Genomic DNA, 22,621 nt, shown 5'->3' with positions numbered 1-22,621 from the left:
TTAAATTGTTTCAGAATTGTTTAAGTGACTGGCACCGGCATTATTTTGTGAGATGTACTAAGTACCCGTAACCTGCTGCTTCCATTTCGGCTTGTGGAATAAACTTAATGGCAGCACTATTGATGCAATAACGTAAGCCGCCACGATCTTTAGGCCCGTCATTAAATACATGCCCTAGGTGGCTATCACCACTGCGACTTCTCACTTCAGTTCTAATCATATTATAACTTGTATCTTCATATTCAAGCACTACTGCTGGGTCAATTGGTTTTGTAAAGCTTGGCCAACCGCACATCGAATCATATTTGTCCGCTGATGAAAAAAGCGGCTCGCCCGTAACAATATCAACATAAATGCCTGGATCATAATTATCCCAGTATTCATTGGAGTAAGCCATTTCTGTACCATTGCCTTGTGTTACTCGATATTGTTCTTTTGTTAATATTTTTTTAATTTCATCGTCGCTTGGCTTTGGATATCGTGCAGGATCAATAAGTGATGGTATTTCTTGATTTTCCAAAGAATCAAACTTTACATGACAGTAGCCATCTGGGTTTTTTTCAAGATAATCTTGGTGGTACTCCTCTGCAATTGTAAAGTTTACAAGTGGCTCCACTTCGGTCACGATAGGCTTATCATAGCGTTCTTGTTCTTTTGCTATAACTTTATCAATAATTGATTTGTCGGCTTCATCTGTATAATAAATACCTGTACGATATTGGGTACCACGGTCATTTCCTTGCTGATTGAGTAACGTTGGGTCAATTATTTGAAAGAAATGTGCTAATAGTTTTTCTAAATCAACACGTTCAGGGTCATAGCGCACATGAACTGTTTCTGCATGGCCAGTATTTTTCCAAATGACGTCTTCGTAGGTTGGGTTTTCTGTGTTGCCATTTGCATAACCAGATACGGCATCATAGACACCGTAAACACGCGCCATATAATGTTCTACACCCCAGAAGCAACCACCTGCAAGCCAAATATCTTTTAAATTATTTGTATCAAAACTGACATTGACGTTAGGGTTTGGTGGATATTTAGATTGTGCTTGTGCGGTACTTGCATTACTTGCTAACAGAGAAGTGTCTGCTGAACATGCAGATAAGAGTAGTAAGATACTTACTAATACGCCAAATAATTTTATCTTCATTAGAGATTCCTCCCTTTATTATTGGATACTTTTAAATTTCTCAATAATTTGTGGATTACCTACATGGCCAGGGAGCGTTTGAATTAGCTTGCCATCAGATCCAATATAGGCAGACGTTGGATAAGCTCGCACATTGTATTGTTTTGCAATGGCGCCATCTTCATCTAATAGCACTTTAATATTTGAAGTGTTTTCAACTCCATTAAACCATTTAATAAATGCATCACTGTCTTTTTCATTATTAAAGTTCGGCGAAACAATGCTTAAGACAACAAAATCCTGTTCCTCACCAGCCAATGTATTTAGTTCTTCTAAGCCAGCTAAACAAATAGAGCACCACGAAGCCCAAAACTTTACGTACACTTTTTTACCCTTGTAGTCAGCAAGATTATAACTATCCCCTTTAACATCAACTAAGTTAAAGGAGGGGGCCATAATGCCCTCGTTACTAGCCGCTGCAGTGGTAGTAGCTGTATTTTTGGAATCTGCAGAACACGCCCCTAAAAAAAGGGCTGCTACGAACAAAATAACAAGATGTTTTAAATAATTCATACTAAATCTCCTTTCTATTGTGGAATGAATGTTAATAATAGATTTAAATTATTTGTCATTAAAACAATCCCCATGAAAATAATCATGACACCACCGGCAATTTTAATTTTCTTTGTATGTTTATTGATTTTTGTAACATGTCGTAAAAGGAAATCGGAGAAAAGTGCAAGAACTAAAAAGGGGATTAGTAATCCAAGAGCATAGAAAAACATCATCAGCGCCCCATAAGTTGCTTGCCCCTCACTTGCTGATAAGCCTAACACTGCTCCTAAAATTGGTCCGATACAAGGTGTCCAGCCCATACTAAATGTTAGACCTAAAAGATAGGTGCCGAGTAAGTCCCGTTTATTACTTCGTGTTAGCTGCACTTTCGTTTCTTTATGAAGCACGGCTAATTTAATGAAGCCAATTTGATGTAGACCGAGCAAAATGACTACTGCCCCACAGACGACGATAAACCAGTCTGTATTAATGACCGAACCAAGAAAACCGGCGCCAAATCCTAAAATCACAAAGCTTGTCGAAAGACCGACAACAAAAATAATCGTTTTAAAAAGTAAATGTGTATTTACTTGCCATTTCCCGATAGAGAAGCCTTGTTGCATAGCAGTTCCACTTTCATTTGTTGACAAAACTGAAAAATAAACCGGTAGTAAAGGGACAATGCAGGGGGAGAGAAAAGAAAGAATTCCCGCAATAAAAACAGTACTGAATAAAAGCTGTCCGTCCACGATCGAAGCACCACCTTTCTTGTATAGTTTTATAGTAAGAAAAGTGAATGCAAAGCAACATAGAATGATTTTATGAAACTCTTAGAAATCATCTTGTAAAAATGATAAGTGTGTAAGTTTAGTGGATTTTGTGCATTTAGGATAAGAAGCTATTAACGAAAACACTGTTTTTTCAAAATTTTGGTAAGATAAAGTGGGGAGGGGTTGCTATGAAGATTTTTCGAAACTATGGCTTGTTATTAGGGGGATTTGGCTTTTCTTATTTAGGGAATTGGATTTATCTTGTTGCTTTAAACTTAATGGTTTGGCATTTAACGTATTCAGCAACAGCGGTAGCAGGTATCTTTATTGTTGGTCCGATTGCCCGCATCCTGACAAATTTTGTGGCAGGTTCTATTATTGATCGGTCAAATAAAAGACACATTATGATTGCGATGGATGTTTTACGTGGACTCATTGTTTTTTTAATGCCCTTTATGACATCTATCTGGCTTGTCTACGGCTTATTATTTTTAGCGAATATCGCTAGTAGTTTCTTTGGACCAAGTAGTACATATTATATTGCCAAATACGTGCACGATGAAGATAAGCAACGTTTTAATGCACTGCTAGGCACATTCAATTCAGGTTCTTTTATGTTAGGCCCGGCCATTGCAGGTGTGCTTATTGCCACTTTTAATATTAATATCGCAATGTGGGTAAACAGTGTGACATTTTTTGTTTGTGCATGGGTGATTGCCCGTTTACCGAATTTAGAAGAGGAAGTGAAAGAGAAGCGGGGAGTCCTTACAATACGAGTAATGATAACTGACTTTAAAATCGTTTGGACTTTTATACAACAGCAAAGGCAATTTTTGAAATTTTTTATTGCCTATCAAATTGCGCTCATGGTTGCTTTTGCATTAGACTCGCAAGAAATGACGTTTATCAAAAAAGTTTTATCAGCTTCTGATAGTTTGTATGGCGTACTTGTCAGTGTGGCAGGGGTGGGGGCTATTGTTGGTGGGTTATTGGCAATGGCATTAGTACAGAAATTTTCAATCACTACCTATATAGGAGTTGGACTAACATGCACGATGTTATCCTACACTTTGTTCTATGCGTCCAGCAATATTTGGTTTGCAACTGGTTGCTTTATCACGTTAGGTGTTTTTATGGCATTTAGCAATACGGGATTTGATACGGTCTACCAAAAAAACATTCCACCACATTTAATGGGACGATTCGGTAGCGCTGTCAGCCTTGTGCAAAGTGTTATTCAAATTGTACTCACGTTTAGTTTAGGCGTAATGGCAGACTGGTTTTCTCTACAGCTTGTAGCTGTTATTTTTGGTGCAATTGGTTTGGTATTTGCCCTATACATGGCGATCCATATTGCAACGAATAAACAGGCACTGCAAATTAAGAGCAATATATAAGCGTAAAGAGGTTCAAGCAGGATATAAAACTGTGAACCTCTTTACTAAAACCACAACTCCCCATTTTAAAACTTTAGCTTTGAAAAACAAAATGTGATCGAACGTTTGATGTAGAGCGAACAAAAGAACAGCAAGCCAGATATAACGAGTGCAAAAGGGATACTGAAAGCAACCGGAAGATCAATGCCTTGCCAAATGCTCATTTTTATTGCATCAATGCCTACCGTTCGTAAAATACCAGCAAGTATGGATATTATGGCACTTACAACCAATCCTACGTATAGAACAGCAAGCACAATAAGGGCTAAGGAACAAAAAAATCCACGAAACACTTTCATCATTGTTCCCTCCTCATAATGTGATGTACTTTCGCAAGGGGGGAAATGGTATAACTTTCTGTGTAATAAAGCTTCTGTATTGTACAATGGTCCCCAACTTCAATAACAGTACCGTCTACAACCTCTGCCATTGTGTAAGCAAGGTGTAAATTTTTGCCCTTTATCGAATGACAATGAAGTTTTTTACTAAGAAGAGAAAGTGAGAACTTATCTTTTTCTATGATCATGTCATCTGCAACGAGTTGGGTTATGCTACTTGGACCAGACAATTTTAAGTGAAAATGTGATGCCTGTATTTCTTGAGCTTTTACAAAACCGATTGCTTGGAACTGTTGTGCATGTAAGCATTGTGCAATTGTTAGTTTTCCTGTACTCGTAATAGTCGAAACTTCCCCAGAGCGAATGGTTAAATTTCCCGCATTCGTCAACTCTCCTATTTCACAATAATCTTTCATATTACAAGAGCCTGTATTTTTTAAAGTACGAGCAATAACACGGGAATGAAAGGCACTATGTCCATGTGTGGATATTGTCTTTAAGTTCACTTGTTGATGGACACCAACTGCACCGCGAATATTTAACCGTTCACAGTCGGGCATTAAATCATAAATTTTGCCACTAGTAAGCGTAATACTACGTTGCTTTGGTATGTGTTCATTTGTCATGCTAATTATCACCTCTTTTAATTTAATTAATATATATTTCAACAATTAAAACATATATTAATTAAATTATATGCCACTCTATTTTGTCAAGAACAAAAAACTGCCTAGACTATGGGTGAAAAATAAATACCGTTATGAGGGCAATAAAAAAAGGATTTCAATGTTTGAAATCCTTAAAAAATTTTTTGCATTAACTGATTTACATCCGTTAACACATTTGCTATTTCTGTTAGTTTTTCTTGTGGAAGTTTTAAAAAAATTTCTTGTACTTTTTGTTCTCCTTCTGTTGTTAACTTCATGTTTACGACACGTCGATCTTCACTTTCTCTAACGCGTTGAACAAAATGAAGCTTTTCCAATTTATCGCACATAGATGTAACAGCCCCAGGGGTTACACTGAAGAAATCAGCAATTTCTGTTGCCTTCATACCACCGTTGATTTTTAGCTGAAGAAGAAGGATAAGTTGGTTTTGAGATAATGTTTCGCCTTCTGACAGCAGATTCACAAACATCATAGATTTTTGCTGTATTTCAAGCATTTCGCGCATGATGATTTCAACTTCGTGCATTGGATTATTTTTTGACATATGATCACAGCCCATTAAAATATTTACTTATTAAATTATATAGTAAATATATAATTTATGTGAAGTGAACCATTTATAAATTCCACGTAACCTTTATGAACCTTGTACAGGTTTCTTCAGTAGGTATTGAACTAACGTGATGACCCCTATTATTAAAAGCGATACAGGTATTATAAATAACAAATGTCCTATTCCAGGTGCAAATAAAGTTACAGTAGATAATGGACCAAATAATTGCGGGAAACGAATTAAAACAAATGAAGGCAACAGCAAGTTAAAGACGGTTAGTGAGAACCAATGAAACGCCATATGGAAAGTTGTTACTTTTGGTTTTTTACGTTTAAACAATTGATAGATAGAGCGAACAATGAGTGCAATCATGATCGCTAATAGTAAATCGAACAGTATATATTTTAGAAATGGCTTACTATTTGATAATGAGGGTTGTTCTTGGTGAACAAGTTGATGAAGGCCACTGACGATGGCATCATATTCATTTAAATTAAAATAATCCATCGCATTAATTTGTAGACTAATACCGTATTCTTTGTCCAATAACACTTTTGAATAGGTGTTTTCTGTCCAGCCATTATGGGAGATAATCGTATTTTTTACTTCCCAACCCATTGCATAATAAGTATTATTCCCAATAAATGCAAAAGGGTGGTGTAATTTGTTCATTGCGTTTGGTGATAGTATGTTTTTCCCGTTAAAATGACCATTATTCAAGTGCGCTAACATATAATTTGCCATATCTTCAGCACTAGAAAGAAGATATCCTGAAGAAACAGTGCCACGATGGATTAACTGTTTTGTAGGCATTTTAAATCCAAATACAGTTTGATAGCCCGTAGCGCTAGTATTGTTGGTATCATCTTTTGGATCTGCATAACTATTGTGCATTGCCAGCGGCTTAAAAATATGTTCCTCTACATAGTTTTTATAGGATGTATTTGTAACTTCCTCTATGACTGCACCTAATACGTTATAATTCAAATTCGAATATTCATATTGGCTACCTACAGGTGATGCCAATTTTATAGTGGCTAAGCTCCTTACATGTTCTTGTAAGGATTGATCACCGTCGGATATTGATACTTGACCATCATATGTAGAGAGACCGCTTGTTTGATTTAACAAGTGTAGAATGGTGATTTTTTTAGCTTCTTCTTTATTAGCAAGTTGAAACGTTGGTAGTATAGAGGACACTGTATCATCTAAATGGAGTTTCCCTTGTTCCACAAGCTGCATGATAGCAAGAGCAGTAAATGATTTACTAACGGAGCCGATGACGATAGGTGTTTGTGGTGTCATTTTTGTCCCATCAGGTTTTGAAATACCATAACCTTGCAAATATTCAACTTGGTTTTCTTTAACGATAGCGAGTGAAGCCCCTGGGATGTGCAATCGGTCAATTTCTTTTGTCATAAATGCGTCAATAGCAGAAATATCTAAGTTTTTATCTTTATCCATGACAGGATTGCTATTGGCAAATACAACGCCATTGACAGTGAATAGTATGAGCAGGAAGATGGCGGAAATTTTCCGTATAGCTGATTGTTGTTTATACATAAAGTATGATTCCTTTAGCTGTATTGTAGTCGTTTAATAATCTTTCTTTATTGTAGAACTTTGATAAAGTCTTCTTTTGTAAACATAAAAATACATACTTAATGGCCACCAAAGAACTAAGAATATTGGGTAGATCGCCCAAATTACACTTGGTGAAGAAACAATGTTGACGATAATAAAAAAGATACTGATGTGTAAGCTAGCATAAACCGAGAAGGCAACAAACGTCCTTTTTTGAGCATGATATAGAGCTAATGGCCACCATATCACTAAAAATGCTGGGTAAATCGCCCAAGGATATTGTGGGGACATGATGAAATTAATGAAAGAATAATAGAAGATGGTGCTTGCACAGCCAATCAGTGCAATATTCAATGATTTCGCTTTTTCCTCTAAATACATAAGAATGGGCCACCATACTATCGGATAAATAGCATAGATAAACCATAAATGCTGCGGTGAATACAATAGATTTTCAATAATGAGAAAAGCAATAACCATGGCGCTACAAATGACGGCGTATTGTTTATATAGTTTTTTTGACATGAAATATAAAGTGATTGGCCATAGCAACAGCAATATACACGGGTAAATAAACCATACTGTTTGAGGGGTTGTTGTATAATTAACAATTCCTAAAAATAGCATAGTCATCAAACTGCCAACAACCGAAAAACTAATAAAATGTTTCATATTTACTCACTCCATTTCTTACGTGACCAGACGAAGTACATCGAAAGGGGCCACCATAGTATTGCGAAAATCGGGTAGATTGCCCAAATGGTATTGGGTGTGTAATAAAGATTGATAAAAATAAAAAACGCTGCTATTAAGCCACTTCCCCATAGCGAAAATTCTAAATTTAACTTAGCCATACTTTTCTTTTCAGGCTCTTTTACACCCAATTCCTTTTTTAAATCTTCAATATCGCCAAATTCAACGATTGCTTTATTGATGGCATCCTCTTCTTCCTTCCCTTGCTCCATTAAATAAAATACTTTTTCTTCAAGGTTTTCGATGATTTCCTGCTTCACCATTTCTGTTTCAGTATTGCGTGGCATGTCTTTAAATAGCTCATCAATATGATGTTTAATTTTTTTCATTCTAAGCCCTCCATAAATAAGTCGATAATTTCCTTCACTTCTGCCCATTCTTTTACAAGCTCGCTTAAATAAGCCCTGCCTAATGAGGTAATACGATAATATTTTCTTTTGCCTCCGTGCGATACATCGCCATAATAGGCTTCAATTACTTCTTTTTTTTCTAAACGTTGAAATACAGCGTATAGAGTTGCTTCTTTAATTTGAAAACGATTATTTGTCCGGATGCTTATTTCTTGGGAAATTTCGTAACCATAGCGATCCTTCTCTAAAATTAGCCGCAAAATAATTGAATCCAAGTGTCCACGGATAATGTCACTTCGAACCATACGTCACCTACTTAAAATTATTGCTCTATCTGATGGAGTAATATTAGCAAAGATTACTCTATCTGTCAAAGTAATGATTGGTACTTTATAGAAAAAATGAAAAAATAAAAGCCGACCAAGTAGGACAAGTATCCTGAATGGTCGGCTTCGTTACGTTTATAAAGCAAAATGTGTTGTTATAAATACAATCCGGCTAAAAAAATACCTAACGCTTCTTGGTATATAGTATCGAACTGCCTAATTGGCAGCGGGTTTGTACCGCTACCTAGCTCTACAGTGAAGCCTGGTCTGCGCCAATCTTGAATAAACCAATCTTTATAACCAGCATAGCTATTTGCAGATTGAATGGGTTCATAACCACTTACTCTGCTAAATTCTTCTACCATTGTTTGTGATTCAGGTGGTTCAAGATTTTCAAATCCCCAATAAATGACCCTGCCTTGCGTATGAAATGCTAAAACCCAAGCAAAATTGCTGTTCCTTGTTAAATCGGCCATAGCAATAGCTTCTGGCTGGGTCAACGGAGCCTCTCCTCCATAATCACGTGGTCCTGGAGTTTGTGGATTGCGTGCATTTTCAAGCTCCCACTTTGCAGGAAATTGGTCGTTTAAATCAACACCATTAATGTTCGCCTTCCATCCAGAAAAGTTTGTACTGTTATTATTCCAAGCAATTAGTTTATTTTTTAATGCTTCATTAGCTGGTGGACCATTGATAACTAAATTGACGCCATCGGGGTTAACCATCGGGACTAGTGATAGCGTTGTTTGGTTATAAAGTGACCCCATCGAGAGCCCTCTAATGGTCGTTTGATTTGTTAGTGCGAGTAAATAGTCGTTTAGAAAAGTCATGATGGTTGGTGTAGTAATCCATTCATTTGCATGAAAGGAACCGTTGTAATGTATGCGTTTTGAGCCGTTTCCAATTAAAATCTCAGGGATTGGTTGTGCTAAAACGGAGTTGCCAATGGGTGTGCTTTGAAGAAATGGATAGGCGGTTTGTAGTTTTTTTATATCATTCATCATCATGCTGTAATCATAATTTTGCTGGCCGTTTACGAGCCGCCAAGTTAGCCTTTGAGGAACTTGTATTGTCTGCCCAATGCGTAGTCGACTTGGCTGGATTTCTGGATTGACAAGTAAAATGGCATTGAGCGGAAGATTTTTACTTTGGGCGATTTGCCACAAAGAGTCGCCTTGGGTAATGGTATAACTAGTTGTTACATAACCAGGTATTTGAATGCGTTGTCCTACTTGAAGTAGTTGAGGGTTGATATTTCGATTGGAGTCCAAGAGTAGTTGAAGGGGTATTTTAAACAAATCGCTGAAATACCACAGTGAATCACCAGGTCTAATAAATATATCCACATTTTTCTCCCCTTATTTCAAAATCATTCAATATAAGATGTATATGAAATTATAAAATGCTTATTAACAAATTCTAAAAACAAAGACTTTCTTTAATTTGTCGACAAAATAATGAATATAAATAGAAATGTATAAATAGACAAATTTTCATTAATTGTTAGCGGGTATTTTTGAAATGAGTAGATTAAATGGCTTTGATGGGGGGAAATAAGTAGAGGAGAATAAATTTCCTAAATTTATAAATATGCAATTTAATTAGATGTCATGAAAAGTGAAGGTACTCTGTCAATTTGAATTCCATCATTATACTGTTAATATATTGATAGGACAGGCAAAGGTAGGGAATACAATGGATAAAAAAATGAAAATGGGTATACGGACTAAGATTACCCTCGGCTATGTAGTGATTATTCTTTGTTTACTTGCTTCAGTGATTATATTAAACAATCAAATTACTTCCCTACAAAAGGAAAGGAATTTTATTATTAAATATGATTCTCAAGTTCAAACACTTACTAATCGTATTGAAAAATATATTTTAGATATGGAAACGAGCCAACGAGGTTATATTATTACAGGTGATTCGAGCTATTTAGAGCCATACGAAAATGCCGAAGAAAATTGGAAGATTGACTATAATGAACTCTATCAGTTATTAGAGGATAGAGGCAATCAACAAAAGAAGTTAGATGCGATTAAGGCAACGATAGAACATTGGATAGCGACATCTGGTGAACCGACAATAAAATTAAAAAAAGAAAAGAATACCGCAGCATTACAAGAATTTTTTAAAGTCGATGTTGGTCGCAAAGATATGGACACGATGCGAAAGCAGTTTGACGCTTTCCGTGCAGATGAGAACGCATTTACGCAAGCTAAAGCAAAACAGTTAGACAAGACGAATAGTAATTTAACAACGGCATTGTTTGGCATCTTAGTGCTTGTATCTTTTATTGCGATTGTTATAGCTAGTGGGATTTCACGTTCAATCGTTAAAACAATAACAGAGGTCACACAAACAATTCAAGAAATTGCTGCTTCAAAAGGTAACCATCGAACAAGGATTCACGTTAAAACGAACGACGAAATTAATGCGCTGGCAGATGCGACAAATGAGTTATTAGATACACTTGAGCGAAGAGAATGGCTACAAGCTAATATCGCGGAAATCGTTACGAAATATCAAGGTATTTCTGCTATCACGAAATTGGCTGAAACTTTTCTTTCAGAAATGGCGCAAAAAACGCAATCGTCTTTTGGTGCATTTTATGTGCGAGAAATGCAAAATAACGAAGTCTGTTTTGTGAAGAAAGCGTCCTTTGCTGATGTTGGAGAGAATGTTGGTATTGCACAATTTAAAATGGGACAAGGTTTAATTGGTCAATGTGCGCTTGAAAAAAAGGTTTTCATTAATCAAGATGTTTCGCAAGATTATCGTTTAATCGGAACAGGCTTAGGTGAAGCGCCACCAAAGAGTATTTTTATTTTCCCTATTATATTCGAAGATGAGGTTATAGCTGTTGTAGAACTTGCGACGATGAAGAGTTATACAGCTTTACAGCAGGAATTGGTGAACCAAGTAATCGAAACATTTGGATTAACGGTCAACAGCATTTTAGGACGTATGGAAATTGTTCGACTATTAAATGAATCAAGAGCCATGACAGAGGAACTACAAGTCCAATCAGAAGAGCTACAAACGCAATCGGAAGAATTACAAATGCAAACAGAAGAGCTCACGATGATCAATGAACAGCTAGAAGAAAGAACAAAAGAAGCTGAAATGAAAACGAAAGAATTAGAGAGCGCAAAAAAAGACTTAGAAGATAGTGCGGAGCAACTTGTATTAAACTCTAATTACAAATCTCAGTTTTTAGCCAACATGTCCCACGAATTACGAACACCATTAAATAGCATTTTAATTTTATCTGAAATGTTATCGGAGAATGGCAACGATAATTTAACGGAAGAAGAGATGGAATTTGCAAGAGTCATTCATTCTTCTGGTGAGGATCTACTTGCATTAATCAATGATATTTTAGATATATCAAAGGTTGAGGCTGGTAAAATTGAAATTATTTTTGACGAAGTAAATATGAGTGAATTGCCAATGCAACTAGAGCAAGTCTTTGCGCCAGTAGCTAAGAAAAAGAATTTAGAATTGCATATTTCGAAAGCAGCAAACGTAGTCGATATTTTCTATACAGACGAAAAGAGATTCCAACAAATTTTAAAAAATTTATTGTCAAATGCATTGAAATTTACGGAACAGGGTTATGTACATTTAGATATTAAGCAGCTGGATCATCAACAACTAACAACTAATATGCAAGAAGTAAGCACAGAATGGCTTGAAATTACGGTATCTGATACGGGAATAGGTATTCCAAAGGACAAGCATCAGCTAATCTTTGAATCCTTCCAACAAGCAGATGGGGCTACTGTACGTAAATATGGTGGAACAGGTCTTGGATTATCCATTTGTAAGGAATTTGCAAAATTACTTGGAGGTTGGGTTGCATTACAAAGTGAAGAAGGGAAAGGCAGTAGCTTTACGCTGACTATTCCAAGTTTACCTAATGGCTTAAATACGACAGCCATAGATTCCGCTTATGTTGAAGTGGTCGCTACACTGGAAGCCGACGACTTTGTTGAAGAAGTGGAAGAGCCAGTAGAGGAAAGCTATCAGGTTTCCCCACAAGAAGTAGAAGTGTTTCAAGGGAAAAATATTTTAATCGTAGATGATGATTATCGTAATATTTATGCATTGAAAGCAGCACTTGAAAAAAGAGGTATGAATATTCTCGTTGCTAAAGATGGATTAGAATGTTTAGAGATTATGGAGAAAAATCATAAAATAGATCTTATTCTGATGGATATTATGATGCCGAATATGGATGGATATGAAGCAATGTCTATTATTCGTACGAAAATGAAGCTTACAGATTTGCCAATTATCGCTTTAACAGCAAAAGCAATGAGTACAGATCGTGATAAATCTCTAGAAGCAGGTGCATCTGATTATATTAGTAAGCCGTTAAATCTAGATCAATTAGTATCGGTCTTACGCGTATGGCTAGTTTCTAAAGGGAGTTAAAAATAAGCATGGATAATCAATTCCAAAATTTTGAGCTAAAGCAACAAATGAATAAGCACGCAGATATGGAAATTGAGTTACTACTTGAAGCCATCTATCGTTTATCTGGTTTTGATTTTCGACAATATAATCGTTCATCTATATCTCGTCGGATTTATAATCGCATGAGGGTGAGTAATATACCGACGATTTCGCGAGTACAAGAAAAAGCGATACATGAAGAAAGTTTTTTGGAGCAGCTCTTGAATGATTTTTCTATCAATGTCACGGAGATGTTTCGTAATCCTAGCTTTTTTAAAGCGTTCCGTAAAGAAGTTGTTCCTTATTTAAGACAGTACCCAGAAATTCGTATATGGCATGCAGGATGTGCTACAGGCGAAGAGGTATATTCAATGGCTATATTATTACAGGAAGAAGGACTAATAGATAGGTCTGTGATTTACGCTACCGATATGAATGAGCATGTGTTAGAAAAGGCGAAAAAGGGTGCTTTCTCAATAAAAAAAATGCAAGCATATACAACGAATTATATGCTTGCGGGTGGTAATCATGCTTTTTCGGAATACTATAAAACAGACTATCAATACGCCTATTTCCATCCGGAACTTTTAAAAAATATTATTTTTGCACAGCATAATTTAGTGACAGATCAATCTTTTAATGAATTTCATGTAATTGTCTGCCGCAATGTTTTAATTTATTTTTCTCCTGCTCTACAAAGCCAAGTACATCATTTATTTTACGATAGCCTAAGCCAAGATGGGTTTTTATGCTTAGGAGATAAGGAGACGCTACGTTGTGAAGGGATTATTTCAAAATATAAAGAAACTGTCGCCATAGAAAAAATTTATCAAAAAAAATAGAAGTTAGCCATATCAAAAAATCCGCTATACGTTCTGTTGCAGATAATCGTAAACGCTTGATTGTCTGCAACAGCGTGTATGCGGATTTTTGTTGTCTTCTAAGTTTACTTTGCTTGTGCTTGAATCATTAATACACACATATCGTCTGGTTGATTTTTTTGTTTTTCTTTAGGTAGTAAATTATCTATCAGACATTGTGTATAATTCCATTTGCTTGAGGTTAGCTTTTGTAACTGTTTCTCAGACTCTATTTCACAGGGTCCCATTGCTTCTAAAACTCCATCGGTATATAAAACAATTTGAACATCCTTATGATATTTAATAGTTTGTTTTTGCACCTTTATTTCTTCAAAAAAGCCGACAGCGCAGCTTCCTTGGTTTAAAGGAACAAGTGTTGCTTCATCAACAAGTGCGTAGCCAGCAGGATGGCCAGCGTTAACATATTCAATTGTTTTTTGTTCCGTATCAATCACTATGTAAATAGCTGTAAAGTAATGAATATTTTCTTCCTTTGCATTTTGTAGAAGCGTCATATAACGATTCAATTCCTTAATAACGAGCTCGGGCTCCACCAACTGTTTGACCGCTTCTCTTAGGACCGAAGAGATAAACATACAAACGAGTGCTGCTGGTATACCGTGACCCATCATATCGAGTAAAATAACCGCGTAACGGTGATCGTTAATTTTATACCAATAGTACATATCCCCTGCTAAATTTGAAGAGGGGAGGTAGGATACCTCGATTTGAATATGATCTTCAGTTAAAGGTGCACTTAGTAAACTGCGTTGTACACGTGTAGCTAAATCTAATTCATACTTGATTTTCATTTCTTGTTTCATATGCCAATCTAATTCAGCCTTTAATCTTAGAGCAACACGAATTCTTGCAAGCAGTTCCGTCTTATTGATGGGCTTTGTAATATAATCAACCCCTCCGATATCGAGTGCTTCCGCAAGCTTGTTTTTATCTTCTAATGCTGTAACGAAAATAATTTGAATATCTTTGAATTTTTCATTTTGTTTTATCCGTTTGCAAGCTTCAATCCCATCTATTTCAGGCATCATAATATCTAACAAAATCAGCTCAACAGAAGTACCTGCGGGATTTTTTGCATCTAACTCAAGATAGTCGAAAAGTTCATAAGCTGATGAAAGAGATACACAGTTATCATAACCTGCATTTTTTAAGATTTTTTCAATTACGAATAGATTGACGGCATTGTCATCTACAAGAAGAATTGTCATAGTTTTTTCCCCTTATTCTGCTTGAACCATTGATGAAGTGCAGATTATAAATTGTATTAAAAATACTCTTAACATCATTATTATACAAAATAGTAGAGAATAACGGTATTTTAATGAATTTAAGGTATATTTTACTAGGAAATAAGTTTGCTTTTTTATAGATAAACCTCTGTTTACTATAGATGAAAATCACGACGAGTAGTGAAAAAATAGCAAAATAATGAATATTAATTTATTACCCTTTCTGTTTGGTGATTTAAACTATTTTTCACAAAGATTTTTAGCGCTTTTTAGCCTTTTTAAAACCACTATAAATATCAAATGCACTTGCTAGAATCGTAAGGGTAATGACGACAAGCAGTATGCGATCTAGCGTAAACAAAATCTTTGTAGAAGTGGTTTCCATAATGGCCGCCATATAGGGTATTGCAGCACTATGAATGATATCAGGCTGATTTGCCATGACAATCAACACAATTGTACCAATAAATTGAAGAACGGCACTTATAATGGCAATCGGCAAGGTCCATTGTCTAACCTTCCATTTATAAATGGTTAAAGCCATACTTAAAACGATACAAAATAAAATAATGGGTCTAAACGACAAGAGGGTATCTTGGTTGAAAATAGGCATAACAAATTTTAAGCCACTTCTTTCATCCGAAGAGTAAATTCCAATCAAATGAGCGGCATTCAAATAAACAAATGTAAAAATGGCTATTCCTAATATGCTAAAGATAATATCAGTAAGTGGTATATAATTGTCCTTTTGAATAATTTTTGTTTTCTTTAAATCTTCCGGTGTCCATTCTTTTGTGCTTTTCATAAAGAATAGTGGATCTTTCGTGTTACCATAGCGTTCCGTTATGATAAAGGCAATGGTAACCCAAAACAGTACTTGTAATATTACTTCAATAATAGTGGTAATCGTTATAGAAATGGTTTGAATAATAGCAGACAACAGCAATCCATCCGCAGGGAAGGAAAAAATACTTTTTACAAGAAGTACAATTATTGTAATAAGGATTGCCCAAGGAAGCACTATTTTAATTGTCTGCATGTAAGTGCTGTACAGTTCAGGGCCAATTAAATATTTCGGTCCCTCATGGTAGCTCGCTGCAAGTTTTGCTGGGTCTCCAAGTTTTAAAAGAGCCTCTTTGACCTCTAATTCTGAAAAATCATCAGGTAACATATCTTCAATTGTAGATTTTAATTCAACTCCAATCGCGTCCCTTTTATTTTTAGGAATCCTTCGAACGACTTCATAAATATAGGCATCAATTAAATCCAACTTTGTCATCCTCCTTATAGTCATGTATATAGCCTTAACAACGTGGTTAGAAGCAAATGAAATAGCGTTTCAACACATCATTTTTGAGGCAACTCCTATGCTCCCTGTTTTGCATTTCCCAGCGAAAGTATTGATATTTGGGGGAACCAAACAGTACCTTGCCTTGGAAGGCACATTCTTATCGACACGCTTTTTTCAGTTTTTGTAATGCTCTACAGTTATCATACAGGAATGAATCGTGTGTGGTAATATATGTTATTAATAGGGGCGGGAATTAATGTGAAAGCAAATGGCATTCAGCCAAATATTTTTATTACAATAGGAGGGTGTAAATGCGAATAGTAAAGAAAATTCAAGAAGAAGAAGTTTTAAAATATGTAGATATTGTGATTGGTGCTTATCCGGGAGTTGTGCAAACTTCTCCACAAACAAGAGAGCGATTAGTCTCCATTTTTAAGCATAACATGAGCAATGAACCAACTATAAATTATTATGGACTATGGGAAAATGACAGTTTATTGGGTGGTATGCGTATCCATGATTTTAAAATGAACTTATTTTCGAATATCATTCCAATCGGTGGTGTTGGTCAAGTTGCAGTAGACTTACTGCATAAAAAAGAGCGAGTTGCAAAAGAACTAATCGACCATTTCTATCAAATTTTTTTAGAGAAAGATGTGCACATCGTTGCCTTATATCCATTTAGACCTGATTTTTATAAAAAAATGGGCTTTGGCTATGGACCGAAAATGTACCAATATTCCGTGCAACCATCAAGCTTTCCAAAAGGATCAACCAAACAGCATCTTAAATATTTACATCAACAGGAGCAGCAATTGCTGGAAGATTGTTATAACAGAATAGCACTGAAAAAGCATGGTATGTTTTTAAAAACAAAACATGAGTTGGATAACATTTTTCAAAATTCGCAAAACTATATTATTGCAGTCGACAAAGATGACCATATAGAAGGCTATATCGTATTTTCGTTTAAAAAGCAAAGTGAGTCGAATTTTTTGCTGAATAATATGGTTATAAAAGAATTTCTATATGAAACACCCGAGGCTTTATTGGAGCTTAGTACGTTTTTAAATAGTCAGGCAGATCAAGTAAATCGAATTGAATGGCATACACAGGATGACAATATTCATTTCTTTTTAGGAGATGTACGCAATGAATCCAATCATTTAATCCCGAGTGTATACCATGCCAATGCTATTGTAGGTATTGGTTTAATGTATCGGATAATCAATGTAAAAGGTTTCTTTCAGGAACTAAAGCAACATCATTTTAATAATAGCAATATAACGTTTAAGCTGACTGTTTGTGATTCGTTGTTAGAAGAAAATAATAAGCCTCTTATAATAAGAGCGGTAGATGGCGTTCTGGAGATGTTAGAAAACGCACACTATGATGTAGAAATGACGATTGATATTGCGGAGCTTTCTTCGCTAGTGATGGGCGTGGTGACGGTTCAAGAATTATTTATGCTCGGCATGCTAAAGGTTAGTGATGAACAGTTTTTACAGGAATTGCACAAATTCTTCTTTGTGTTGAATAAACCAACGTGTGTAACAGCATTCTAATAGTAGAAAGGTGTAAGTGCTAATCCTTTTTCATTAGAATGGATGAACGAACGGGTCTTTCTAAAGGTGTAATATTAATAATAAAATAGCTAATAATTAATATTAAAATAATAAGGGCATAGATTAATGTGTTAATGGCATGATCGTGTTCGACAATGATTAAGCGAATCATCGCTGTAATCCCAATATAGATAAAGTATCTTAGCGGGAAATGGTAATCCTCTTTAAAGTACTTAATAATCATTGTAATAAATTCAAAATACAAAAAGAAAATAAGAATATTTGCTAGGAAAAGTTTATAGTCACTTGTACCGCCTGTTAATAAGATGTTTAGAAACTCAATAAGCTCTTTCATCAGCAGGAAGGACAATATAAGTGCTAATAACACAAGGCAGACGTTGAGAAATAATTGTAAAGATTTTGGGACAGCTTTGACAAGTTGTTGATACGTATTATGCTTTTGATTCATGTAATTCCTCCATCTTCTTATTTAAACATAATATTTATCTTATATAATATGAATGAAACGTCGTAAAGAGAATCGCACTTTCATAAAAATTTGAGCTATTTAGTGTATTTTCTTACTTTTATTGAATATAACATGATAACGTAAACAGAAGATGCGTAATACTGTAAATAACTGTATAGTATTGTAAAAGAAAGTTTTTAAAAAATTTAGGCTGTATGATAAAATAGAGTTGCATGAATATAAAATAAAAGGGGTTTTTTTAAATGGCAAAAGCTGCAAAATCTGATGCGAAAATTACACCAGAGCGTTTAGAAGAGGCGTTAAATGTTCGTGACCGTCTTATTATTGAGTTATTAGTACAAGTTCTTGACGAGAAATTAGTCATTGAACGTCCTGTATTACGTGAGCGTTTAGGTAACCTTGTGGACCTTTCTGATCATGATGCAGAATTACAAGAAACTTTACATGCTGTGATCAACAAGCTGTAATTTCTAAGCTTTTTAAAGGCGATTCGGAAAGCATCAAGATGTACTTCAAACAGGCAAGCCCCTTTCACTGTGCTTTGAGTGTGGGGGCTTGTTTCTTTGTATACGGCATACAAGTGCATTAGTAGAATTATCAACATTCGCCATAATAGTATGAAAGTGAAAAGTACCCGATAAGATAGATTATTATCTATCCTATCGGGTACTTTTATAGTGCTTAGTAAACTTTATCGCCGTTAAAAATAGAATTTTTTACAATAACGTAATCTACATTGCGAATAGCCTCTAGCTTTGTGCCACCAGCATAAGAAATAGATGATTGAAGGTCTTGTTGCATTTCAATTAACGTATCTTTTAGGCTACCTTTATGTTCTACAAACATTTTTTTACCTTCGACATTTTTCTTCTCACCTTTTTGGAATTCTGATGCAGAGCCGAAGTATTCTTTTACTATTTTGCCATCGATTTCAATCGTTTCACCTGGCGATTCCTCATGACCTGCAAATAAAGAACCAATCATGACCATTGAAGCACCGAAACGTACAGATTTTGCAATATCACCATTTGTGCGGATACCACCGTCCGCAATAATTGGTTTCGTTGCAGCTTTTGCACACCAACGTAGTGCTGCTAACTGCCAACCTCCTGTGCCAAAACCGGTTTTAATTTTTGTAATACAAACTTTACCTGGCCCAATACCAACTTTTGTTGCATCTGCTCCAGCATTTTCAAGCTCACGTACTGCTTCAGGTGTACCAACATTACCAGCAATAACAAAGCTATTTGGTAAATGTTGTTTAATATGTTGAATCATACGAATGACAGCGTTTGAATGACCATGTGCAATATCAATTGTAATAAATTCTGGAACTAAGCCAGCACTTGCTAATTCTTCTACAAATGTATATTCTTCATCTTTTACACCGACACTAATAGAAGCAATTAGGCCACGGCTTTGCATATCTTTAATGAAGCTAATACGCGTTTCGGGATTAAAACGGTGCATAATATAAAAGTAACCGTTTTCAGCAAGCTTAGCGGCAATACTTTCATCAATAATAGTCTGCATGTTTGCAGGGACTACAGGTAATTTAAATTTGTGTCCGCCTAATGTAACAGATGTATCACATTCTGATCGACTGTTTACAATACATTTTGCGGGAATTAGTTGAATATCTTCATAGTCAAATACGTTATCCATTATATACACTCCTAAAATACGAATATTATTCGATGTTTATTTTAAATTGTTCGCCATTTGGTAATTTACATGATTTTGAATGAAAAGTCAAAGATTTTATCAAAATAAATAAAAAATAGCCAGTTGGAGACAAGAAAGGTACTAAAACGTAGAAAAGCACACGCTTTTTTGACCGTATAATAAGTGGAAAAGAAGTAAAACTATTGAGGATTTCCTAATGATAAGACTAGCTTATCGTTCGTTATCTAAGTACAATAGAGTTGTTTCATAAATGACAGAGGAGTGGTGAGCATGGCAGTAGAGGTGTACTTAATTTTCAATGGCAATTGTCGAGAGGCTGTAACATTTTATGAGCAAGTTTTTAATACGGACAAGGCAGAAATAATGACATTTGGAGATTCGCCAAGTGATCCAAGCTATCCATTACCGGAAGAAGCAAAAAATCTCGTTATGCACACACGCTTATCCATTTTAGGTAGTACGGTAATGTTTTCGGATACATTCCCAGGTTCACCGTTCACTATTGGTAACAATGTAACATTAGCCGTTGTGACAGATGATGAAGTGCAGTTACGACAAGCGTTTGAAAAACTGAAAGAGGGTGGCAAAGTGACGATGGAGCTCCAAGAAACATTTTGGAGTAAATGTTACGGTTCACTTACAGATAAGTTTGGTATTGAGTGGCAGTTTAGCCATGAAGAAAAAGCTAAATAGGAAAATTGAAAGAGGCTGGGACAAAAGAGAAAAAGAGGCTGGGACATAACTAGCTTCGATTAGTGAGAAATCCGAATTTGAATTTATTCAAATTCGGATTTCTCTGTTTTTTATGTTGTCTCCATATAGCTTTTAGCTAATGGCTGTGAATTTTCTTAAATTCACAGCCATTAATGCGAGACCCATCTCGTTATCAACCTTCGATTTTCCTCGTACAGAAAATCGAGTGAAACGCAAATTAGCCTTCAAGAATCCAAAAACAGGTTCCACGTCAATTTTGCGTTGACGATAAATGGTACTCGTTTTTTCTTCTGAAAGCTTTGTTCTCACATGTTCTTTTTGTTGTTCCCACTTCTCATTCACTGTTAACTTTCGATTCGTTCCTTCTTTTGCTTTTGTACAGAATGAACGGAGGGGGCAGCCGGAACAGTCTTCACATTCGTATACCTTAAACTCACGCGTGTACTCATACTTATCCGTTTTCGTGGTACGATATTTAAATTCAAGCTGTTGTTGGTTTGGGCAAGTATATCGATCATTTTCTTCATCATAAGCCCAGTTCGCTGTATTGAATTCGTTTTGCTTATACGGTTTCCTCTGTTCTTTTACATACATGTTGTATGTGATTAAGGCTTCTCGCTTACGGTTCATAAGGATATCATCATAATTTTGTTCACTTCCATATCCAGCATCTGCTACGATATGTTTTGGTAACTTCAAATAATGTTGTTCGATTTCATCCAAAAATGGGATTAATGTACGTGTATCCGTTGGATTCGAAAAAATGCTGTAGGCAAGCGCATACTGACCTTCTGTTGCTACTTGTATGTTATAACCTGCCTTCAATTGACCATTTTTCATATAGTCATCTTTCATACGCATAAATGTCGCATCCGGGTCTGTTTTCGAGTAACTATTTCGTCCGTCAAAGATTTCGAAGTCTCTTTGATATTTTAGTTTGCGTTCCATATAGTCGATTAATTGTTTGCGCGTTTGCTTTGGGAATTTTCGTTCCTTTCTTAAAGCCTTTCGCTCTGCCACATCCGATGAGTCCTCAATTTTTCGATCGTATTCAGAAATCACTTCATCTACTTTTTTGACCATTTGGTCAAGGTCTTCCAATGCTAATTCCTGTTCATTTTCCCGTTCCATTTCGGGTATGATTTCTTTTTCAAGTAGCTCATTGTATAGCTGGTTGGACTTTTCAATGAGTCCGTTATGATATTTCTCAATCGACTTTTTCCACACGAATGTAAATTTATTTGCATTCGCTTCAATTTTTGTTCCATCAATAAAAATCGCTTCCTGATTAATTAATTCTTCCTGTACCAGCTGGCAGCGGAATTGAACGAAGCATTGTCGAATCAACTCTTTGACTTCTGGGTGGACACGGAATCGGTTGATTGTGCGATAGGTTGGTTCATACCCTTGTGCTAGCCACATCATCCGAAGACTATCTTTTAAAAGCGCCTCCATTCGGCGCCCTGAGAAGACGGATTGCGTGTAGGCACATAAGATAATTTTAAGCATCATGCGTGGATGATAGGCAGGACAGCCCTCATTTCGAAGAAATGGTTCAAACGCTTCGGGCGGGATACTTTCGACTAAATGATGGACATGGAAGGCAATGTCATTCTTTTGTAATTTCATTTCTAAATCTAAAGGCAAAACTAATTGATTCATGTTATAATTTTTGAACATAAGAACCCTTCTTTCAGAGATTTGGTATGTGGTGTACTTTTATCTTATCAGAAGTGGTTCTTATTTTTATGTAAAAATAATCAAAGCCGTTGAAATTTTACTCGTCGTAAAATTTCAACGGCTTATTAGTTTTCAGAGGAGGGTTTTGTCCCAGC

22 protein-coding genes are annotated in these 22,621 nt (G+C 35.7%); 6 read left to right on the top strand and 16 right to left on the bottom strand.

The annotated features are described in order from the left end of the window. Positions 1–40 precede the first annotated feature (40 nt). Genes msrAB through MHH88_RS22055 form a run of 3 tightly spaced genes read right to left on the bottom strand, consistent with a single transcriptional unit; the run spans position 41 to position 2,436 of the window. Positions 41–1,153 carry a bifunctional peptide-methionine (S)-S-oxide reductase MsrA/peptide-methionine (R)-S-oxide reductase MsrB gene (msrAB, locus tag MHH88_RS22065; RefSeq protein WP_069514139.1) on the bottom strand — a complete coding sequence of 371 codons (1,113 nt, stop codon included), beginning with the start codon at positions 1,151–1,153 and terminating at the stop codon, positions 41–43. A gap of 18 nt (positions 1,154–1,171) precedes the next feature. Beyond that, positions 1,172–1,705 (bottom strand): redoxin family protein, encoded by a 534-nt coding sequence (locus MHH88_RS22060; RefSeq protein ID WP_069514142.1) that lies wholly within the window; start codon positions 1,703–1,705, stop codon positions 1,172–1,174. 14 nt (positions 1,706–1,719) lie between these two features. Beyond that, entirely contained in the window at positions 1,720–2,436 is a 717-nt protein-coding gene (locus MHH88_RS22055) for a cytochrome c biogenesis protein CcdA (protein WP_339260704.1), read from the bottom strand. Positions 2,437–2,645: 209 nt separating this feature from the next. Here MHH88_RS22055 and MHH88_RS22050 point away from each other — a divergent pair, with 209 nt between their 5' ends. Further along, entirely contained in the window at positions 2,646–3,854 is a 1,209-nt protein-coding gene (locus MHH88_RS22050) for an MFS transporter (RefSeq protein ID WP_339260702.1), read from the top strand. 65 nt (positions 3,855–3,919) lie between these two features. Here MHH88_RS22050 and MHH88_RS22045 read toward each other — a convergent pair whose 3' ends face one another. The 8 genes from MHH88_RS22045 to MHH88_RS22010 form a co-directional block, all read right to left on the bottom strand. Then, the gene (locus tag MHH88_RS22045; RefSeq protein ID WP_069514151.1) at positions 3,920–4,195 is read right to left on the bottom strand and encodes a hypothetical protein; all 276 of its coding nucleotides are present in this window, start codon (positions 4,193–4,195) and stop codon (positions 3,920–3,922) included. After that, positions 4,192–4,857 (bottom strand): hypothetical protein, encoded by a 666-nt coding sequence (locus MHH88_RS22040; protein ID WP_339260699.1) that lies wholly within the window; start codon positions 4,855–4,857, stop codon positions 4,192–4,194. The genes MHH88_RS22045 and MHH88_RS22040 overlap by 4 nt, the downstream gene beginning before the upstream one ends. A gap of 173 nt (positions 4,858–5,030) precedes the next feature. After that, the gene (locus tag MHH88_RS22035) at positions 5,031–5,444 is read right to left on the bottom strand and encodes a MarR family transcriptional regulator (protein ID WP_069514156.1); all 414 of its coding nucleotides are present in this window, start codon (positions 5,442–5,444) and stop codon (positions 5,031–5,033) included. A 93-nt stretch (positions 5,445–5,537) separates the two neighbouring features. Continuing rightward, entirely contained in the window at positions 5,538–7,016 is a 1,479-nt protein-coding gene (locus MHH88_RS22030; protein ID WP_339260696.1) for a serine hydrolase domain-containing protein, read from the bottom strand. A 33-nt stretch (positions 7,017–7,049) separates the two neighbouring features. Further along, complete coding sequence (locus tag MHH88_RS22025) at positions 7,050–7,709, bottom strand: hypothetical protein (protein ID WP_339260694.1); 660 nt, start codon at positions 7,707–7,709, stop codon at positions 7,050–7,052. A gap of 2 nt (positions 7,710–7,711) precedes the next feature. Then, positions 7,712–8,119, bottom strand: coding sequence for a permease prefix domain 1-containing protein (locus tag MHH88_RS22020; RefSeq protein WP_024364301.1), 408 nt, complete (start codon positions 8,117–8,119; stop codon positions 7,712–7,714). Then, positions 8,116–8,445, bottom strand: coding sequence for a PadR family transcriptional regulator (locus MHH88_RS22015; RefSeq protein ID WP_069514166.1), 330 nt, complete (start codon positions 8,443–8,445; stop codon positions 8,116–8,118). The genes MHH88_RS22020 and MHH88_RS22015 overlap by 4 nt, the downstream gene beginning before the upstream one ends. Before the next feature lie 176 nt (positions 8,446–8,621). Beyond that, positions 8,622–9,812 (bottom strand): M14 family metallopeptidase, encoded by a 1,191-nt coding sequence (locus tag MHH88_RS22010; protein ID WP_339260691.1) that lies wholly within the window; start codon positions 9,810–9,812, stop codon positions 8,622–8,624. Positions 9,813–10,161: 349 nt separating this feature from the next. Between MHH88_RS22010 and MHH88_RS22005 the strand changes: the two genes are divergently transcribed. Both MHH88_RS22005 and MHH88_RS22000 read left to right on the top strand, forming a co-directional pair. Next, a complete protein-coding gene (locus MHH88_RS22005) occupies positions 10,162–12,909 on the top strand; it encodes a CHASE3 domain-containing protein (RefSeq protein WP_339260689.1) in 2,748 nt (915 codons plus the stop codon). 8 nt (positions 12,910–12,917) lie between these two features. Further along, positions 12,918–13,772 carry a protein-glutamate O-methyltransferase CheR gene (locus MHH88_RS22000; protein WP_339260687.1) on the top strand — a complete coding sequence of 285 codons (855 nt, stop codon included), beginning with the start codon at positions 12,918–12,920 and terminating at the stop codon, positions 13,770–13,772. 104 nt (positions 13,773–13,876) lie between these two features. Here MHH88_RS22000 and MHH88_RS21995 read toward each other — a convergent pair whose 3' ends face one another. Beyond that, positions 13,877–15,019, bottom strand: a complete 1,143-nt coding sequence (locus tag MHH88_RS21995; protein WP_339260685.1) for a fused response regulator/phosphatase — start codon at positions 15,017–15,019, stop codon at positions 13,877–13,879. Between the two features lie 280 nt (positions 15,020–15,299). Then, positions 15,300–16,310, bottom strand: coding sequence for a hypothetical protein (locus MHH88_RS21990; RefSeq protein WP_339260683.1), 1,011 nt, complete (start codon positions 16,308–16,310; stop codon positions 15,300–15,302). A gap of 332 nt (positions 16,311–16,642) precedes the next feature. Here MHH88_RS21990 and MHH88_RS21985 point away from each other — a divergent pair, with 332 nt between their 5' ends. Beyond that, positions 16,643–17,896, top strand: a complete 1,254-nt coding sequence (locus MHH88_RS21985; RefSeq protein WP_339260681.1) for a GNAT family N-acetyltransferase — start codon at positions 16,643–16,645, stop codon at positions 17,894–17,896. A 19-nt stretch (positions 17,897–17,915) separates the two neighbouring features. Here the strand turns inward: MHH88_RS21985 and psiE are convergent, their stop codons facing one another. Continuing rightward, on the bottom strand, positions 17,916–18,365 hold the full coding sequence (psiE, locus tag MHH88_RS21980; protein WP_069514187.1) for a phosphate-starvation-inducible protein PsiE: 450 nt from the start codon (positions 18,363–18,365) through the stop codon (positions 17,916–17,918). Positions 18,366–18,628: 263 nt separating this feature from the next. On the opposite strand from psiE, the gene MHH88_RS21975 reads away from it, so the two are divergent. Further along, positions 18,629–18,853, top strand: a complete 225-nt coding sequence (locus MHH88_RS21975; RefSeq protein WP_107894950.1) for a phosphate-starvation-inducible protein PsiE — start codon at positions 18,629–18,631, stop codon at positions 18,851–18,853. Between the two features lie 214 nt (positions 18,854–19,067). On the opposite strand, the gene guaC is transcribed toward MHH88_RS21975, so the two are convergent. Then, positions 19,068–20,051 carry a GMP reductase gene (guaC, locus tag MHH88_RS21970; protein WP_069514193.1) on the bottom strand — a complete coding sequence of 328 codons (984 nt, stop codon included), beginning with the start codon at positions 20,049–20,051 and terminating at the stop codon, positions 19,068–19,070. A 291-nt stretch (positions 20,052–20,342) separates the two neighbouring features. Here guaC and MHH88_RS21965 point away from each other — a divergent pair, with 291 nt between their 5' ends. Next, positions 20,343–20,765 (top strand): VOC family protein, encoded by a 423-nt coding sequence (locus MHH88_RS21965; protein ID WP_103977914.1) that lies wholly within the window; start codon positions 20,343–20,345, stop codon positions 20,763–20,765. Between the two features lie 132 nt (positions 20,766–20,897). Here the strand turns inward: MHH88_RS21965 and MHH88_RS21960 are convergent, their stop codons facing one another. Then, positions 20,898–22,466, bottom strand: a complete 1,569-nt coding sequence (locus tag MHH88_RS21960) for an IS1182 family transposase (RefSeq protein ID WP_339260679.1) — start codon at positions 22,464–22,466, stop codon at positions 20,898–20,900. Between the last annotated feature and the right edge of the window lie 155 nt (positions 22,467–22,621).

This window comes from Lysinibacillus sp. FSL K6-3209, assembly GCF_037976175.1.
In the GTDB taxonomy this organism is placed as follows: Bacteria; Bacillota; Bacilli; order Bacillales_A; family Planococcaceae; genus Lysinibacillus; species Lysinibacillus sphaericus_D.
The sequence above is the reverse complement of the archived record's forward strand: the minus strand, read 5'-3'. Positions and strand labels throughout refer to the sequence as shown.